This is a genomic window from Sphingobacterium sp. JUb56, from assembly GCF_014191365.1.
GTDB lineage: Bacteria > Bacteroidota > Bacteroidia > Sphingobacteriales > Sphingobacteriaceae > Sphingobacterium > Sphingobacterium anhuiense.
The window spans coordinates 407991-425182 of record NZ_JACHWL010000002.1 but is presented as its reverse complement, the minus strand read 5'-3'; the positions used below and the strand labels follow the sequence as shown (position 1 = coordinate 425182).

Genomic DNA, 17192 nt, shown 5'->3' with positions numbered 1-17192 from the left:
CCTCAAAAAATAACCTATTGAAATGTAATAGCACTATTTAACAGTTGTCCATTATTAGTATATTGCAACATATTAATACAGTAATTGTTGAACGAGAAGGATTATTTATGTTTAAGAAATATTTGAAATACGCGCTATTGGTAACATTGTTAACTACGGTTGGACAAAGGGTTTCAGCACAGGAGAGCAAGCAAGAAAAACCTTATTCGCAACAATTAAAAAATATTGAAGTTTTTTTGAGGAACGGTGATTTCAAGCAGGCCATGGATTCTTTGGATGCCATTACTACACGATATCCTAATGCTGATGATGCTTATTTTACTAAAGCCGTTTTATTTGGACAGATGCGTAATGCTGATCGTGCTTTAGAGGAAGTAAATAAAGCTTTGGAAATTAATCCTAAAAATGAATATTTAAGTTTCAATATCGATGTTAATAAAGGAAAAGGTGATCTCCCTAGTGCGATCCGTTCATTGGATCTGCTGATGACAAAGGAGAAGGTCAATATTGCGGCCTTGAATCGTGAGAAGATTATGCTGTTGTTTAACAGTGACAAAAAAGATGAGGCTTTTGCTTTATATAAAGATGTTAGAGAGCGAGCGGGAGCTACCGATACGCTTGACGTTATAGGAGCTACTCTGCTATTGTCAAAAGATGATTTTCCTGCTGTAATCCAGGTTCTTGAACCTTGGGCAATTAAAAAATCTCCTTTGGCACAGGTGTACAGTCAATTGGCACAGGCTTATCGCGGAATTAAAGATCCTAAAAAAGCTATTGCAATATTAAATACCGGTGTTGCGAATGCGAAAGACGATTACTTATTTTTAGATCTGGCTGATGAATACCGTTTGTCAGGAAAGGCTAAACTTTCTTATGATTACTTAAAACAGGCCTTTTTATCTAAAAGTGTTGATTTCTCGGAAAAAAACAGAATTATCTTATCCTTATTAGCTCCCAATAGTGGATTTTCATTCGACCAGGCACAAGAATTAGCTAATATATTGGTTGATGTACATCCTCGCGTAGCAGAAAGTCATGTGGCTAAGGGGCAGGTGAATTGGATGCGCAATGATTTAGTTGGGGCACAGTCGTCCTTTTCTATTGCAGTAGGTATTAATCCTTATCAAATTGATGCATGGCGTATGCTCATGAATGTTGATTTGGCGTTGGAGCAATATGATCAAGCTATAGAACATGGCGGTGAAGCTTTACACAATATTCCCAATAATCCTGTTATTTTGTACTTCAGTTCAATCGCATATACCTTGAAAGGAAATTATGATTTAGCTAGAAATTTGATGGAGGCAGCTTTGAATAATGGTCAAAATGAGAATGCTATTTTTCAATCAAATATTTATAGTGGTCTGGGCGATATTTATCATTCGCTTAAAATGGAAGCAGCCTCAGATGTTGCGTATAGAGAGGCTATTAACTTAGATAGTACAAATGTAAGTGCGATGAACAATTTAGCGTATTATTTAGCGTTAAGAAATCAGGATTTAGATGATGCAGCTCATTTTGCAGAGACAGCAAATAAGTTACGACCTAATGATGCAACATTGGAAGATACATATGCATGGGTTTTGTTTAAACAGGGTAAATATGCTGATGCATTGCTTTGGATTGAAAAGGCAATAAAAAATTCAAAATCACCTTCAACAGTTCTATTGGAACATTATGGTGATATTTTGATTAAAAATAAAAAAATAACCGAAGCGATGAAGCAATGGAAAAGTGCTTTGGCTAGGGGCGGATCTTCTGAAACCAATATGGAGAAGTTGAGAGAGAAAATAAATAAGAAATCGTATGTGGAATAAATCTGTTGTTACACTTGTATTGCTTGTTGTATTGGCTTCCTGCAGTACTAAGAAAAAAATGAGTAAAGTAGAGAGTAAGCCTGAGGTAGTTGAAACGATCAGTAAGGAAGATTCAAAAAATGCGGTAGTTCAGAAATTTTTGTTGTCAAATCTGGACTTTACTACGTTCTCTGGCAAAGCTAAAAGCAAAATAGATTTAGGAAAGTCATCATACGATGTGACAGCTAATATTAGGATTGAAAAAGATAAAAAAATCTGGATTTCTATTACGGCATTATTGGGTATAGAAATCGGCCGGGTTTTGATTACTCCAGATAGTGTCCAGATATTAAATAAATTTCAGGGGGAATATATAGCAAAACCCTTTAGTTACTTGTATCAATATGCAAGTGAGGATTTAACTTTTTCAAATGTTCAAGATTTGTTTTTAGCCAATTTTTCAACGAATTTGTTAAATACAACCGACTTTGAGGTTGATCAAACGAGTGTACCAATTCAGTTGCGTGGTCAAAAGAATGCATTGACTTACTTATATTTAGTTAATCAACAGAATAGATTAGATTCATTTCGTTTGGAGCAGCCTGAAAAAGGACAGAAATTGGAGGCTAGTTATGCAGATTATTCAAATGGAGGGGGACAATTGTTTCCGATGGGTCTAGAATTACTGATTTCAGGAGGCGATATGAATATTAAAGCAAACTTCAATTACAGCAGAATTTCATTTAATGAAGCTATTGAAATGCCTTTTACTATCTCCAATAAATACAAAGTAATTAATTAATGTTAGTACGATAATCCTTAAGATTTATTACTTTCGCATTTGAGACTATATTTAATTGAACATATTATATTCAGACTCAACTGCTAGTAAAAGATTACTATAGATGAATTTAAAGAAAATAACACTAAGTCTAACTGCGTTTTTTTTGATGCTGGGAATCGGTTTTTCGCAGACTCGTGCAGAGCTTGAAAAAAAACGTGAAAAAATAAATCGTGAAATAGCGGAATTGCAAAAAACGCTAAAAGAAACGACTACAGAAAAGATTTTGACGCAGAAGCAGGTCAGTGCTTTAAGTAGTCAGATTAATCTTCGTGAAGAGAAAATTACAACGATAAGTTCTGAATTAAGCTTGATTAATCGCCAGATTAATACGAATACCAGCGCTGTAGATAAATTGAAAGCGGAGTTGGAGAAAATGCGTAATGATTATGAAAAGATGATTATGTTCGCTTTTCGTAACCGCAATGCCTATAATAAGTTGATGTTTATTTTTGCTTCAAAGGATTTTAATCAAGGTTTTCGTCGTGTAAAATATTTGCAGCAATTCAATGATTCTCGAAAATTGAAAGCAAGTGAGATTGAAGGAACTAAAAAGCAGATTGAGCAAAAAATAGCACAGTTACAGGCTGATCGTAATAAGCATAAGCAGTTATTGAATGAGCAAGAGCAAGAGAAGAAAACTATTGCACAACAACGTGCTGTGTTCTCTAATGAATTGAGTTCATTAATTACGACTGAACGAGGTGTAAAACGCGATATTACACAGAAGCAAAAAGAAGAACGTAAGTTAAGATCTGCAATTCAGGCTATCATTAAGAGAGAAATTGAAGCAGAGCGTAGAAGACAAGAAGCTGCTCGTAGAGCTGCGGAAGCTGCTGCAGCAAGGAGCGCGAAGAAAAATGACACTAAAGTTGATGATAAGGAAACTTCTAAATCTACATCACGTAAATCGGATTCAGAGGTATTACGTGCTACTCCAGAGGCCGCTCGACTTTCGGCAGATTTTAGATCCAACCGTGGTCGACTTCCGTGGCCGGTTTCCAATGCTAAAATATTACAAAGTTTTGGTACGGATAGAACAGGTCGGAACGTCTCAGTTAGTCATGAGTCATTAAAATTACAAACTTCTAGTGGCGCAACTGTTAAGGCAGTGTTTTCTGGAACTGTAACAAGTACGTTAACTTTAAATGGATTGAAGGTGATTATTATTTCACATGGTGAATTCTTCTCGGTGTATAGTAATTTAGCTAGTTTTAGTGTGTCTAAAGGACAGAAAGTGTCAGCAGGTCAGGCTATTGGAACAGTAGCTAATGATCCGGATTTAGATGCGCCAGTTTTAGATTTCCAGGTTTGGCAAGGACAAATCCCGATGAATCCGCAATCATGGTTAGCGAATTAAAAAAATATAGAAATAAAAATTATTATGTACATTTGTTTTTAGGGTATAAGTGTATATACTTAAAGTGAATATTGAAAAACAGTAAATTATAAGTTATGTTGACATCAGGGTTATTAATAATGGGTATTGGAGGTCAGGAATTAATTATAATCGTTGTAATATTATTATTATTATTTGGCGGTAAAAAGATTCCTGAATTGATGCGTGGATTAGGTAAAGGTGTAAAAGAATTCAAAGACGGACAGAAAGAGGATTCTACAGATGATACTAAAGAGAAAACAACTGATAATAAGTAATTTATGTTGTTTTTGAGGGATAAGATTTTACAGCAGTAAAATCTTATTTCATTTTGTACAGTTTCCAGTATTGTTAATGAGGGTATGTAGTAAAATACATGCTTTGTATAAGGACTACTTAGGTTCTATTTATCAACCATAATTAAAAAAGATGATTGAAAGCAAGAAGACTCTCTTGACGATTGGCTTAGCATTTACGACATGTTGTCTGTTTGCACAAGAAAAGTCTATTGAAGAGATGAGAAATTCTACTCAAGCAATCATGTTAGCGAGTATAGATCGTGAAAATGCATCTATTCTGCAGCAGCTTGATAGTATCAAATTTGTAAATGCCGGTGAAAAAGAAGTAGAAGGAATTTTATTTGATATCGAAGATGTAACTGTCGTTCGAAAATTAAATTCCTTAGAACGTGAAGTCCCTCTAGACTATAACCAACATGTTCGAAAATATATTGATCTTTATAATTCTAAGAATTATGCGGGGCATATGTCCCGCATGTTAGGGTTGGCGCAGTATTATTTTCCTCTTTATGAACGTATTCTTGCTGAAGTAGGAGTTCCAAAAGAAATTAAATACCTCTCTATTATTGAGTCTGCATTAAATCCACATGATGTTTCTCGCGTTGGTGCTACAGGGCCTTGGCAATTTATGTATGGGACAGCAAAGATCTATAATTTAACAATGGACAATTATGTTGATGAACGTAAAGATCCAATTGCTTCAAGCTATGCCGCCGCAAAATATATGAAGGAAGCGTATGCTGAATTTGGGGATTGGTTGTTGGCGATAGCTTCTTATAATTGTGGAAAAGGTGGTGTGAAACGAGCTATTTTAAGATCTGGCAAAATTCAACCTTCATTTTGGGAAGTTGCTCCTTTTCTGCCAAAAGAGACCAGAAATTATATTCCTGCATATATCGCTATGACTTATACTTTAGGATATGCACAAGATCACGGTATTGAAGCTAAGGATGGAGACATTGCCTTAAATACGCAGGTATTAGAGATTGATAAATTCATTTCGATAGCTGAGGTTGCTAAAGCGATAAACGTTTCTGAGGAGAGTTTAAAAGTGTTAAATCCAGCATATAAAAAAGGGATCGTTAATGGCTCTGATGAGATACATCGTCGTTTGATCATTCCTGCTTTAGCAGCTGATATTAATAAGGATCAACTTTATCTTGCTTTAAATACAGCAGTAGAAACTCCTAGCCAAGTAATGGCTTTAGCGAATGATGATGTGCGTGTGCGTAATAAACGAAGCGCTCAAGCAAGTACACATCGTGTTAGAAGAGGTGAAACGTTAGCTGTTATAGCGAAGAAATATGATGTGAGTGTTCAAAATTTAAAAGCATGGAATAACGTAAAGGGATCTTCTGTAAAGACTGGTGCTTCATTAATTGTTAGCAGTAGTGGTGTCAATACGCGTTTAGCTCAAAAAACAAGTGCTGAAACTCAGAGAAAGTCGAATTTTGCTTTTTATACTGTAAAAAAAGGAGATACGCTATCAGAGATCGCAAATAACAAGGGGGTGTCATTATCTAAGTTGAAGGCTGATAATAATTTATCACATTCGAGGTTAAAGCCTGGTATGAAATTGAAGATTAATCGGGGATAAGTCTCGACCTAAGTCTCTGTAAAAATAAAGCGTCCAACTCTATAAAAAGTTGGACGCTTATTTTTTATAGCTTTATGACGTTATACCAGCCATGCAGCATCATCTTCTGCTTCATAGCCTAGTAAGTTAACTTCCACATGTTCTTTTAATATCGTTGATAATTTTAGCCCATAATAATCGCTTACAATGGGAAATTTTGGATGACTTCTATCAATAAGAACTGCAGTTCTCATCTTTTTAATAGGGACATTCAAAAATACGCCTAAACCATATGCAAGCGTTCTTCCGCTGTTCAGTACATCATCAACTAGTATTAACGTTTTATTTTTAACATTTTCGATGGGTTGATCTGTTTCAGCTTTTAGGGAACGGCTTGTTTTGCTCATCGTCACTTTAAGTAACTCAATATTTTTATCCGATATTTCCTCTAGAATCTTTTGCAGTCTCTGCGCAAAAACATAACCTCTATCAGCAATACCGACCAATACAAGCGTATTTTCTTCAAAATTATCTTCTAAAATCTGATAAGCGATACGTATCGATTTTTGTTTAATCTGTTCTTTATCTAATATGAGCGTTTTCTTTGACGACATAATGGTACTAAATTTATATACGGGTAAAAGTACTAAATTCTTTGCAAAAAAAAGTCCGAATGTCATGACATTCGGACTCTTGAAAATATTATTTAGAAAAATTTATTAATTAAATTTTTCAGATTTCTCAGCATTAATAATTTCGGCTGTAAGGGATTTGTTGTCATCAGGTAGTCTACCACCATCATAGTAATAACGTCTCCAATATGCTTCTCCTAAATTACTTATCATTACACCTTTGCTCGAAGAAGCATGTGCGAATTTGTTATCACCAATATAAACTCCAACATGCGTAATGCTTTTACTTCGGATTTTAAAGAATACTAAATCTCCTGCTTTTAGATCATCTTTCTTAACAGGTTTAATTTGAGAGTATTGGTTGCGGCTGTTATATCCTAATGTTGTATTGAATACTTTTTCGTATAATTCAAATGAGAATTTAGAACAATCGATTCCTCTTTTGGAGTCACCTCCTAATCGGTAGGGAGTTCCTAACCATTCATAAACAAACTGATATAATTTTGTATTTGTAGTTGCTGAAACCGCAACACCCATTATTTGGGAGAAGTATTCTTTAGCTAGATTGTCCGGGTCTGATTCCGGTTTAGATTGGGTTTTGGTTGATTGTGCCTGCGACACTAGACATAAGCCTATAAATAGCATTGTTGCTAATATTTTCTTTGTTTTCATTAAATCGCTTTTTTGTACAACTTTAAACTTATTCTTTTTTGTTGTTGGATGTTAACTATTTTGGACATCACTGTTGCGAATATAATACAACTCATCTTACTTTGCAAAAAAAATGACATGTATTTAACGAATTTTTAACGTTTTTAACACTTTATTTATTGAGATGCAATTTAACTCCGATGAGGTAATTGTAAACTTTAAACTACAGTGATGGCAAATGATAGGTGTTTAGATTTGCTGTAATAATGTGTTATTCATATATAAGAAGGTGTTTTATTAAATTTATATCAAAAAAATGAGATTTTATTTTGATAGTTGATAAATAATGCATTATATTTACGAAAGTAAAGCAACAGCAATGAAAAATTCTATAATTATTACATCGATTATTATTACCACCGGGATAAAACTTAGGAGGAGGTAGTTTCGTTGTATAGAAATGTAGACAAGATATTTCATAAACGCCTTCCTCTCAGAGTGAAGGCGTTTTTTTTATGCTTAAAACAAACAAACAAACAAACAAACAAACAAACAAACAAACAAACAGTATATATTATGAAGATTTTAAAATTTGGAGGAACGTCGGTGGGCTCTGCAGCTAGTATCAAAGCAGTACTTAGCATTGTGAAGAAATCGTACAACTCTGGAGAGCAACCGTTGGTCGTCTTGTCTGCCATGTCAGGAGTTACTAATTTACTTTGTAAAATGGCTATTGATGCTTCTGAAGGTAAGTCTTTCCAAGAAGATTTAGCTTTGATAGAAACTAAGCATTTCGATGTTATTAAGGCATTAATAGTCGTGCGACACCAAAATCCTGTTTTTACTAAACTCAAATTGTTTTTCAACGAGATCGAAGAATTATTGCAGGGCATCTATGCATTAAGAGAGCTCAGTGAGCAAAGTAAAGATTTGATTGTAAGTTATGGTGAACGTTGCTCTACCTTCATGGTATCTAAAATTTCGGAACAGGATTTAGAAGCATCTTTATTTGTTGATGCATCTCATTATATTAAAACAGATTCTCATTTTGGACATGCCCATGTTAACGATCAGCTGACAGAACAACTTGTTAAGTCATTGTATTTAACAAACAATGATAAACTTATGTTCGTCACTGGATTTATAGCTTCTAATGAGAACGGACGTATGACAACCTTAGGTAGGGGAGGATCCGATTATACTGCTGCTATTTTTGGTTCTATTTTGAATGCTACTGCAATCGAGATATGGACAGATGTTAATGGTATGCTGACTGCGGATCCACGGATTGTAAAAAAAGCATTTTCATTGCCTGTTCTTTCTTATACAGAAGCTATGGAGCTGTCTTATTTCGGTGCTAAGGTCATCTATCCTCCAACTATGATTCCTGCTTTTCTAAAGAAGATACCTATTGTGATCCGTAATACGTTTGAGCCAGATTTCGCAGGTACTTTTATTCAGTTTGAAAGTGGAAAAACAACTTTACCAATTAAAGGTATTTCTTCGATAGGTGAAATATCTGTTATTAACCTAAGCGGTTCAGGAATGATCGGTAAATCTGGATTTAGTGGCAGGTTGTTTACTTTATTAGCGAGAGAGCAGATTAATGTGGTCTTAATCACCCAATCTTCTTCCGAACATAGTATCACTTTTGCGGTCAATCCAGAAGATGCATTACGTGCTAAGAGTTTAATTGAAAATGAATTTGAACTGGAAATACAGGCTAATAAATTAATCAATCCGGAAATTGAAAATGACCTGTCTGTATTGGCTATTGTTGGTGAGAATATGAAGAAAACTCCTGGTATGTCAGGAAGATTATTTTCTTCATTGGGCCGAAATGGAATTAATGTGCGTGCAATTGCACAAGGATCTTCGGAATATAATATATCTGTTATTATTTCGAAGAATGATTTATCAAAAGCCCTGAATGCTGTTCACGATGCTTTTTTTGCTGAACTTAAGAAGACACTTTATGTTTTTAATCTGGGAACTGGAAATATTGGTTCTACTTTATTCAAGCAATTGGAGAGTCAATACGATTTCTTGCTTAGTAAAAATGATCTTGAGATCAAGGTGGTTGGTATTTCAAACAGCAAGAAAATGTTGTTTAATCTAGATGGTATTGATTTGGCAAATTGGGACAGTGAACTTTTGGAACAGGGTGAGGATGCGGATTTAGCGGTATTCGTGGAACGTATGAAAGGTTTCAATCTTCCTAATTGTGTATTTATAGATAATACTGCTAGTCGATTGCCTTCTAGTTATTATGAGGGTATTTTCCAATCTAATATTTCAATTGTTACATGTAATAAAATTGCTAATTCAGGAAAATACGAACAATACAAAACATTGCGGGAGACGGCTCATAAGCATGGTGTTGATTTCTTCTATGAGACAAACGTTGGTGCCGGTCTTCCGATTGTGCGTGTTTTGAAAGACCTGATGTTAAGTGGTGACCGTATTGTTAAAATCGAAGCGATACTTTCGGGAACAATCTCTTATATCTTTAATAATTTTAAAGATGAGGCATCTTTTTATGATGTGGTAAAACAAGCGCAGGCTCTAGGTTATACTGAGCCGGATCCTCGTGATGATCTAGGAGGAGTTGATTTTATGCGTAAAATGTTGATTTTAGCACGTGATGCAGGTTATCCAATTGAAGCTGAGGATGTCAATTTAGGCGCAATATTACCTGAACCATGCTTGAAAGCAGATTCAGTGGAGTCTTTCTATGAAGAGCTTAAAAATGAGAACAGTTATTTTGAAGCACTTAAAGAAAAGGCTCGCCTTGAAAATAAAGTGATCCGTTATATTGGAAAATTAGAAGATGGAATTGTTTCTATTTCTGTACAGATTGTAGACGACAAGCATCCTTTTTATGCACTGTCTGGAAGTGATAATATTATCTCATTCACGACAGAACGTTATAAGGAAAGACCACTGGTCGTCAAAGGACCTGGTGCCGGAGCTGAAGTAACAGCTGCAGGAGTATTTGCAGATTTAGTAAATGTTGGCGCATAATCAAAAGTTTCACTAGACCTGTTATTGCATTGGATAACAGTAATAAATATTAAATATGAAAACTTCTCTATCGAAGAAAAAGATAAATCTGGATAATATGTTGGATCACGTTCATGTTTTCGCTCCGGCGACAGTCGCGAATATGATTTGTGGTTTTGATATTTTGGGCTTTGCTTTAGAAGAACCAGGAGATGAAGTAATCATGCGAAAAACGAGTGTACCAGGAGTTGTGATTACTAAAATCACAGGTGATGATGGACGTCTTCCGATGAATGCCGACAAAAATACGGTGTCCGCTTGTGTACAGTTTCTATTGCAGCATCTGGAGTTAGAAGATCGAGTGGGGGTCGAAATTGAATTACATAAGCATATGCCTATTGGATCAGGTTTGGGATCAAGTGCTGCGAGTACTGTGGCAGGTCTATTTGCTATTAATAAAATGCTGGGCGATCCTCTTTCTAAAGAAGAACTATTACCTTTTTGTGTGGAAGGCGAACGATTAGCATGTGGACATGGTCATGCTGATAATGTTGCTCCTTCTTTATTTGGCGGTATTACCTTGATTAGAGGACATGATCCTCTGGATCTCATTCCTTTGCCTGTACCGGAAGAATTAGTTGCTGCTGTGGTATTTCCACAGGTTGATGTTCCTACCCGTGACGCACGTCAATTGATTAAAGAAAAGGTGCTATTAAAAGATGCGGTAATTCAATGGGGAAATATTGCAGGACTTGTAGCAGGGCTCTTTAAAAATGATTATGATCTCATATCGCGAAGTATGCAGGATGTATTGATCGAACCGACTCGGGCCATTTTGATTCCTCAGTTTTATGAAATGAAGCAAATTGCATTAGAAAATGGTGCATTGAGTTTTGGCATTTCTGGCTCAGGTCCTTCTGTTGTGGCAATCACAAGGGATAAGGATATGGCGAAGCAGATCGTTGAACAGATCAAGGCTCATCTAGCTGAATCAGAGATTGAAAGTTATGGATATGTATCGGGTGTTAATGTTGATGGACCTAAAGTATTAAATTAAGATTATTATGAAATTTTACAGTACCAATAATAAAGCATTACGAGTTTCTTTCAAAGATGCAGTTTTTAATTCACTACCTGCAGATAAAGGACTTTATATGCCTCTGGAGATTCCGCAATTGGATCCCTATTTTATAAAAAATATACAACAATATTCGCTTCAAGAAATTGCATTTACAATAGCTCAAGCTTTTATTGAAGATGATATCCCTGCTGATGTGCTTAGAAATATTATAGCTGATGCTATTAATTTTGATGCTCCTGTTAAGTTTTTGAGTTCTGATACTGCGGTATTGGAATTATTTCATGGGCCTTCTTATGCCTTTAAAGATTTTGGTGCACGCTTTATGAGTCGGGTTATGGCGTATTTTTCGGGTGCAGATGATAAGTTATTGGATGTACTGGTCGCGACATCTGGAGATACTGGAGGAGCAGTTGCTTTGGGTTTCTTGGGTGTTGCAGGTACACGTGTTACCATTTTGTATCCAAAAGGAAAAGTGTCTGATATTCAAGAATTACAATTAACTACTAATGGACAAAATATAAGAGCCATTGAAATTGATGGAACTTTTGATGATTGTCAAGCATTGGTTAAACGAGCTTTCAATGATCCGGAGCTTAATGAACAACTGAGATTAACATCGGCAAATTCCATTAATATTGCACGTCTGATCCCGCAGACATTTTATTATTTCTATGCTTATGCACAACTGAAAGCACAGGGCTCGGACAGAGTTGTGTTTACGGTGCCAAGTGGTAATTTTGGTAATATCGGTGCCGGCTTATTGGCTTTCAAAATGGGATTGCCTGTAGAGCAGTTTGTTGCGGCTACGAATGCAAATGATACTGTTCCACGTTTTATTAAATCTGGAAAATATGAACCCAAGCCGTCTGTACAAACTTTAGCAAATGCGATGGATGTCGGAGATCCGAGTAACTGGGTTCGTATTCAAGATTTATTTGATTATAATCTTGATGATTTAAAGGGGATGATCACGACTTACACGTATACAGATAAGGAAACTCGGGCAGCGATGGATCAGTTGCACCATACTTATCATTATGTGGCTTGTCCGCATACGGCTATTGCTTGGTTGGGATCACAGGCTTACCGTGGTGAACATCCCGGTTCTTATGGATCTGTATTTTTATCTACAGCACATCCTTGTAAATTTCCGGATGCTATTTCGGAGCAGGTATTCAGTAAAATTAAATTGCCTTTAGGTGTTGAACAATTACACAATAAAGATAAGATTGTAGAAGCTTTTCCTGTTGATTATGCTGTTTTTAAAAATTACTTAATCACGCATAAATAGTTGAATAGGCTCATTTAAATGGGCCTATTTAATTTATATTCTTTTTTTGAAGAGTTTTAGATAAACAGCGATATTTAAACTTATGATAAATTTAGGTGGCAAGATGTTTCAAATAAGTTGAAAACCTGTACTTTTGTTCCGATGAAAAAAATTATTCTGAATAAAGGAAAAGATAAGGCAGCTTGGCAACTTCATCCTTGGGTCTTTTCTGGTGCAATAAAGCGTATAGATGGTGCACCCGATAACGGGGATGTTGTTACTGTTTTTAATGCAGAAAATGAGTTTATTGCTTTCGGACTTTTTCACGATTCATCTCGTGTAGCTGTTCGTTTATTAGAATGGCATCCTGATCAACAGATCAACGAACAATGGTGGCGAAAGCGTATTCAAAAGGCTGTTGAAGCACGCCGTCATTTATTGATTGAAGGAAAGAATGATACTGCGAGGTTGATTTTTGCTGAGGCAGATTTTGTTCCTGGATTGATTGTGGATAAGTATGCTGATTATATCTCAATACAAATTCATGCTGCAGGGGTTGAAAGAATCAAGGATGTGGTTATTGATGAGCTGAATAAATTATTAAGTCCTAAGGGAATTTATGAGCGTTCAGATCTTAAATCACGCGAGCATGAGGGATTGCCGGATACAAACGGTTTACTTTTTGGAGAACTTCCACCTGAGTTTGTTGAGATTATTGAAAATGGTATTCGTTATCAGGTGAATATTATAGATGGCCAAAAATCAGGCTTTTATTGTGATCAAAGAGAGAATAGAGCTTTAACAGCTCAATATGTGAAGGGTAAAAAGGTGTTGGATTGCTTTTGTTATTCTGGCGGTTTTACTTTAAATGCTTTCCATGAAGGGGCGGCGAGCGTTACTTCTGTGGACAGTTCCGCTTTAGCAATTGAAACGTTGAGACGTAATATTCTGTTAAATGGATATAGTGAAGAAGCACATGTTGCTATCCAATCTGATGTGAATAAGCAATTGAAGGTATTTGCTGAAGAGCAGCAAAAATTCGATGTCATTGTATTAGATCCACCAAAGTATGCTCCTTCAAGATCTTCGTTAGAACGTGCTTCACGTGCATATAAGGATCTGAATAGAAGAGGATTATTGCTTTTGGAATCGGGAGGTTTATTGGCTACTTTTTCATGTTCTTCTGCTATGGACATTGACACTTTTAAACAAGTATTGGCATGGGCAGCATTGGATGCCGGCAAAGAAATACAGTTTATCAGACAATTTCATCAACCAGATGACCATCCGGTAAGAGCATCATTCCCAGAAGGGGAATATTTAAAAGGATTATTAGTAAGAGTTATTTAAAAAAATAAAAGAGGTTTCTAAATGTGGGGAACCTCTTTTTTACGTTATGGAAGTACAAAATAATAAAATTAGACCCGAGTTTTCTATTTTACTCGCAGTTAGTTTCGCTCATTTATTAAATGATATGATTCAGGGTGTTATTCCGTCAGTTTATCCTTTATTAAAAGAAGAACATCATTTGAGTTTTTCTCAGATTGGAATTATAACGCTTGTATATCAGATCGCGGCATCTATTTTTCAACCTGTTGTAGGTTCGTTTACAGATAAGCGACCAATGCCTTATTCGCAGATTATCGGTATGACTTTTTCGATTTCGGGCATGGCACTTTTTGCTTATGCGCCAAGTTATGCTTTGATTTTGTGTGCTGTATTTTTGGTTGGGATAGGTTCTTCGATATTTCATCCTGAATCTTCCCGAGTTGCTTATATGGCATCAGGCGGAAAACGAAGTATGGCACAATCTATTTTTCAGATCGGAGGTAATGCAGGTACTGCTCTGGCTCCAATTATCGTCGCATATCTTGTTTTACCGAAAGGACAATCTTCTATTGCCTGGTTTTGTGTGATTGGAATCATAGGGCAGATTGTTTCTTATTATATTGGCAGTTGGTATAGTGAAAAGCTTAAAAATAGAGCTAAAAATGCAAGTGCCGGTATGCGTATACCGGATCTATCGGAAGCTCGTATGGTGCTAACAGTTGTTGTCCTGATGCTATTAATTATCTCGAAGTACTTTTACATCGCTAGTATTACTAATTATTTTCAGTTTTATACCATGGAGAAGTTTGGTTTAACGGAAATTCAGGCGCAAGTGTATCTCTTTTACTTCTTAATTGCTGTTGCGGCTGGTACATTGTTAGGTGGAATTTTTGGTGACCGTTTCGGAAGGAAGTATGTGATTTGGTTTTCAGTTTTGGGAGTCGCGCCTTTTTCTTTATTATTGCCCTATGCAGATTATACCATGACTGGTGTATTAGTGGTTATTATAGGTTTAATCTTATCATCGGCATTCCCAGCGATCATTGTTTATGCACAGGAGCTGCTGCCTAAAAAATTAGGTATGGTTTCTGGATTATTCTATGGCTTCGCATTTGGTATGGGCGGTTTGGGATCAGCGTTATTAGGCTGGCAGGCAGACCATACATCGATTGAGTTTATTTATCATGTATGTTCTTATCTACCGCTTATTGGCGTCGTTGCATATTTCTTGCCGAATCTACAAAAAACACCTTATAAAGATGTTATATAAATCTTCTTTGCAGTACATAAAATAAATAAAGCGCTCCATGGAGCGCTTTATTTATTTTATAATATCGAGCCAACCTTTTGCCATTAAACTGGCTCCTGCTAACGAAGTGTGAACTCCATCTGTTGTCCAATAAGAGCCTGAGGCCTTTTGCGCGGCATGATCAAATATTGATTGATATGGAATTAATGAAGCATTAAATTCTTTTGAGATATCAACACAAGCTTGTTGGTAACCTGCGAAGTCGGGAAACCAGTCCTCTGTAACATGTTGTACATTTTTAACGCCGAATGGCTCTCCTATAATCAGCTTTACGTTCGGTAATTTCGATAGGGTCTGCTGTAATAGAGTCTGGTATTGTTTCTTAAACTGTTCTGGTGTATTTGTTGCACCACTATCTTTTGTTCTCCAAAAATCGTTTACACCGATCAGAATACTTAGAATAGTGGGTTGAATATCGATGGTATCTTCTTGCCATCTATTTTGTAAATCTGGTATTCGATTTCCACTGATACCGCGATTGTATATCTTGAGATTTTTATCGGCATATTTTTCTAACAGCACTGCGGCGGCTAGATTAGCATAACCAGAACCTAATGCCCAGTTGTCATTTGCATTTTTATTTTTTCTATCCCGACCATTATCCGTGATTGAGTCTCCTTGAAATAAGATTACATCGTCTTTGCGTATACTTATTCTTTTTGATTTATTTAGGTTGTCCAGACTTTCAGCCTGAGCAGAAAATAAATTGGCGTTAGTTAATAAACTAGCGCCAATAATACTTTTTGTAATAAATGATCTGCGATTCGTTTTCATATTTAGTTATACGTTGATAGACTAAATATAAAAAAACTAAGTATATTTTTCTATACCTTCAAGGATAATTTTACAAGCTTTTTCAATTTCACCGTTTGTGATGGTCAAAGGAGGAGCTACACGCAATGCTGTTTCACAATGTAAATACCAATCAATCATGATTCCGTGTTGTGCGCAATAATTACTCACATTATAAACCTGTTCAAAAGTTTCAAGCTGTAGACACATCATCAATCCTTTTCCTCTAATTTCTTTAATTTTAGGATGTTGTAATAATGTTCTGAATAGTTGTTCTTTTTCAGCAACTTGTTCTACCAATTGATTTTCTCTGATGACTTCTAAAGATGCTTTTGCAGCCGCACAACTAACAGGATGTCCGCCAAAAGTCGTGATATGTCCGAGCATCGGATTGTCTTTGATTACATCCATCACTTGCTTCGATGCAATGAATGCTCCTAAAGGCATACCGCCACCAATACCTTTGGCAAGCATGAGAATATCAGGTACAATATCATAATGTTCGAATGCAAATAACTTTCCAGTTCTACCAAAACCTGTTTGAATCTCATCAAAGACTAGCAATGTTCCTGTTTCATTACAACGTTTACGGAGGGCCTGCATATATGAAATATCAGGAACACGTACTCCAGCTTCTCCTTGTATAGCTTCAATAATTACAGCAGCAGTCTTTTCTGTGATCAGTGATAAGTCATCACTATTATTGAATGTTATGAATTCTATTTCGGGGAGTAATGGTGCGTATGCAGTATGATATTCTTCATTTCCGATCAGGCTTAATGCTCCCTGTGTACTGCCGTGATATGCTTTTTTCGCTGCTATAATCTGTCTTCTTCCAGTATATCGCTTTGCTACCTTCATACTTCCTTCGACGGCCTCTGCGCCTGAATTGGTAAAATAGACTGATTCAAATTGTTTTGGAAGTACAGCTAATAAGTCAGTTGCAAATTCAACTTGTGGAGCTTGTACAAATTCACCATATACAGTAACATGTAAGTATTTTTCAAGCTGATCTTTGATTGCCTGGATAACTTTTGGATTTCTATGCCCAATATTACTGACATTGAATCCTGAAACCAAATCCATATATTCTTCACCATCTGGTCCATATAAATAGACTCCTTCTGCTTTTGCTATTTCAATCATCCTTGGTGAATTTGATGTTTGAGCTGTATTTAGCAGAAAAAGTTCCCGATTATTTAGCATCTTATTAGTTGTTTAAAAAAAAGAAGAAG

The 17192-nt window shown here is 35.9% G+C and carries 14 protein-coding genes; 10 read left to right on the top strand and 4 right to left on the bottom strand.

The features are described 5' to 3' along the window. Positions 1–107: 107 nt before the first annotated feature. The 5 genes from FHR29_RS21330 to FHR29_RS21310 all read left to right on the top strand — a co-directional run bounded on the left by FHR29_RS21330 (position 108) and on the right by FHR29_RS21310 (position 5911). Positions 108–1817 carry a tetratricopeptide repeat protein gene (locus tag FHR29_RS21330; RefSeq protein ID WP_132842955.1) on the top strand — a complete coding sequence of 570 codons (1710 nt, stop codon included), beginning with the start codon at positions 108–110 and terminating at the stop codon, positions 1815–1817. Beyond that, positions 1807–2598: a DUF4292 domain-containing protein gene (locus tag FHR29_RS21325; RefSeq protein WP_183917145.1), complete on the top strand. Its 792-nt coding sequence runs from the start codon at positions 1807–1809 to the stop codon at positions 2596–2598. The genes FHR29_RS21330 and FHR29_RS21325 overlap by 11 nt, the downstream gene beginning before the upstream one ends. Before the next feature lie 103 nt (positions 2599–2701). Continuing rightward, positions 2702–3997, top strand: a complete 1296-nt coding sequence (locus FHR29_RS21320) for a murein hydrolase activator EnvC (RefSeq protein WP_132842951.1) — start codon at positions 2702–2704, stop codon at positions 3995–3997. Between the two features lie 95 nt (positions 3998–4092). Next, complete coding sequence (locus FHR29_RS21315) at positions 4093–4293, top strand: twin-arginine translocase TatA/TatE family subunit (RefSeq protein WP_031287456.1); 201 nt, start codon at positions 4093–4095, stop codon at positions 4291–4293. 151 nt (positions 4294–4444) lie between these two features. Continuing rightward, a complete protein-coding gene (locus tag FHR29_RS21310; RefSeq protein WP_183917142.1) occupies positions 4445–5911 on the top strand; it encodes a lytic transglycosylase domain-containing protein in 1467 nt (488 codons plus the stop codon). Between the two features lie 80 nt (positions 5912–5991). On the opposite strand, the gene FHR29_RS21305 is transcribed toward FHR29_RS21310, so the two are convergent. Both FHR29_RS21305 and FHR29_RS21300 read right to left on the bottom strand, forming a co-directional pair. Next, positions 5992–6504, bottom strand: coding sequence for a phosphoribosyltransferase family protein (locus FHR29_RS21305; protein WP_183917141.1), 513 nt, complete (start codon positions 6502–6504; stop codon positions 5992–5994). Between the two features lie 105 nt (positions 6505–6609). Next, entirely contained in the window at positions 6610–7194 is a 585-nt protein-coding gene (locus FHR29_RS21300; RefSeq protein ID WP_021188582.1) for a C40 family peptidase, read from the bottom strand. A gap of 555 nt (positions 7195–7749) precedes the next feature. On the opposite strand from FHR29_RS21300, the gene thrA reads away from it, so the two are divergent. The 5 genes from thrA (at position 7750) to FHR29_RS21275 (ending at position 15126) form a co-directional block, all read left to right on the top strand. Continuing rightward, positions 7750–10197 carry a bifunctional aspartate kinase/homoserine dehydrogenase I gene (thrA, locus tag FHR29_RS21295; protein WP_168127119.1) on the top strand — a complete coding sequence of 816 codons (2448 nt, stop codon included), beginning with the start codon at positions 7750–7752 and terminating at the stop codon, positions 10195–10197. 55 nt (positions 10198–10252) lie between these two features. Then, the gene (locus tag FHR29_RS21290; RefSeq protein ID WP_183917139.1) at positions 10253–11233 is read left to right on the top strand and encodes a homoserine kinase; all 981 of its coding nucleotides are present in this window, start codon (positions 10253–10255) and stop codon (positions 11231–11233) included. 7 nt (positions 11234–11240) lie between these two features. Beyond that, positions 11241–12548 (top strand): threonine synthase, encoded by a 1308-nt coding sequence (thrC, locus tag FHR29_RS21285; protein ID WP_183917137.1) that lies wholly within the window; start codon positions 11241–11243, stop codon positions 12546–12548. 141 nt (positions 12549–12689) lie between these two features. Then, positions 12690–13877, top strand: a complete 1188-nt coding sequence (locus FHR29_RS21280; RefSeq protein ID WP_183917135.1) for a class I SAM-dependent rRNA methyltransferase — start codon at positions 12690–12692, stop codon at positions 13875–13877. 46 nt (positions 13878–13923) lie between these two features. Beyond that, positions 13924–15126 (top strand): MFS transporter, encoded by a 1203-nt coding sequence (locus tag FHR29_RS21275; protein ID WP_183917133.1) that lies wholly within the window; start codon positions 13924–13926, stop codon positions 15124–15126. 51 nt (positions 15127–15177) lie between these two features. Here the strand turns inward: FHR29_RS21275 and FHR29_RS21270 are convergent, their stop codons facing one another. Next, on the bottom strand, positions 15178–15939 hold the full coding sequence (locus FHR29_RS21270) for an SGNH/GDSL hydrolase family protein (protein WP_132842938.1): 762 nt from the start codon (positions 15937–15939) through the stop codon (positions 15178–15180). Positions 15940–15975: 36 nt separating this feature from the next. Next, the gene (locus tag FHR29_RS21265) at positions 15976–17163 is read right to left on the bottom strand and encodes an aspartate aminotransferase family protein (RefSeq protein ID WP_132842936.1); all 1188 of its coding nucleotides are present in this window, start codon (positions 17161–17163) and stop codon (positions 15976–15978) included. Between the last annotated feature and the right edge of the window lie 29 nt (positions 17164–17192).

Coding starts and splice junctions, on each gene's coding strand:
- FHR29_RS21330 (WP_132842955.1), top strand. CDS start 108: ATGTTTAAGAAATATTTGAAATACGCGCTATTGGTAACATTGTTAACT.
- FHR29_RS21325 (WP_183917145.1), top strand. CDS start 1,807: ATGTGGAATAAATCTGTTGTTACACTTGTATTGCTTGTTGTATTGGCT.
- FHR29_RS21320 (WP_132842951.1), top strand. CDS start 2,702: ATGAATTTAAAGAAAATAACACTAAGTCTAACTGCGTTTTTTTTGATG.
- FHR29_RS21315 (WP_031287456.1), top strand. CDS start 4,093: ATGTTGACATCAGGGTTATTAATAATGGGTATTGGAGGTCAGGAATTA.
- FHR29_RS21310 (WP_183917142.1), top strand. CDS start 4,445: ATGATTGAAAGCAAGAAGACTCTCTTGACGATTGGCTTAGCATTTACG.
- FHR29_RS21305 (WP_183917141.1), bottom strand. CDS start 6,504: ATGTCGTCAAAGAAAACGCTCATATTAGATAAAGAACAGATTAAACAA.
- FHR29_RS21300 (WP_021188582.1), bottom strand. CDS start 7,194: ATGAAAACAAAGAAAATATTAGCAACAATGCTATTTATAGGCTTATGT.
- thrA (WP_168127119.1), top strand. CDS start 7,750: ATGAAGATTTTAAAATTTGGAGGAACGTCGGTGGGCTCTGCAGCTAGT.
- FHR29_RS21290 (WP_183917139.1), top strand. CDS start 10,253: ATGAAAACTTCTCTATCGAAGAAAAAGATAAATCTGGATAATATGTTG.
- thrC (WP_183917137.1), top strand. CDS start 11,241: ATGAAATTTTACAGTACCAATAATAAAGCATTACGAGTTTCTTTCAAA.
- FHR29_RS21280 (WP_183917135.1), top strand. CDS start 12,690: ATGAAAAAAATTATTCTGAATAAAGGAAAAGATAAGGCAGCTTGGCAA.
- FHR29_RS21275 (WP_183917133.1), top strand. CDS start 13,924: ATGGAAGTACAAAATAATAAAATTAGACCCGAGTTTTCTATTTTACTC.
- FHR29_RS21270 (WP_132842938.1), bottom strand. CDS start 15,939: ATGAAAACGAATCGCAGATCATTTATTACAAAAAGTATTATTGGCGCT.
- FHR29_RS21265 (WP_132842936.1), bottom strand. CDS start 17,163: ATGCTAAATAATCGGGAACTTTTTCTGCTAAATACAGCTCAAACATCA.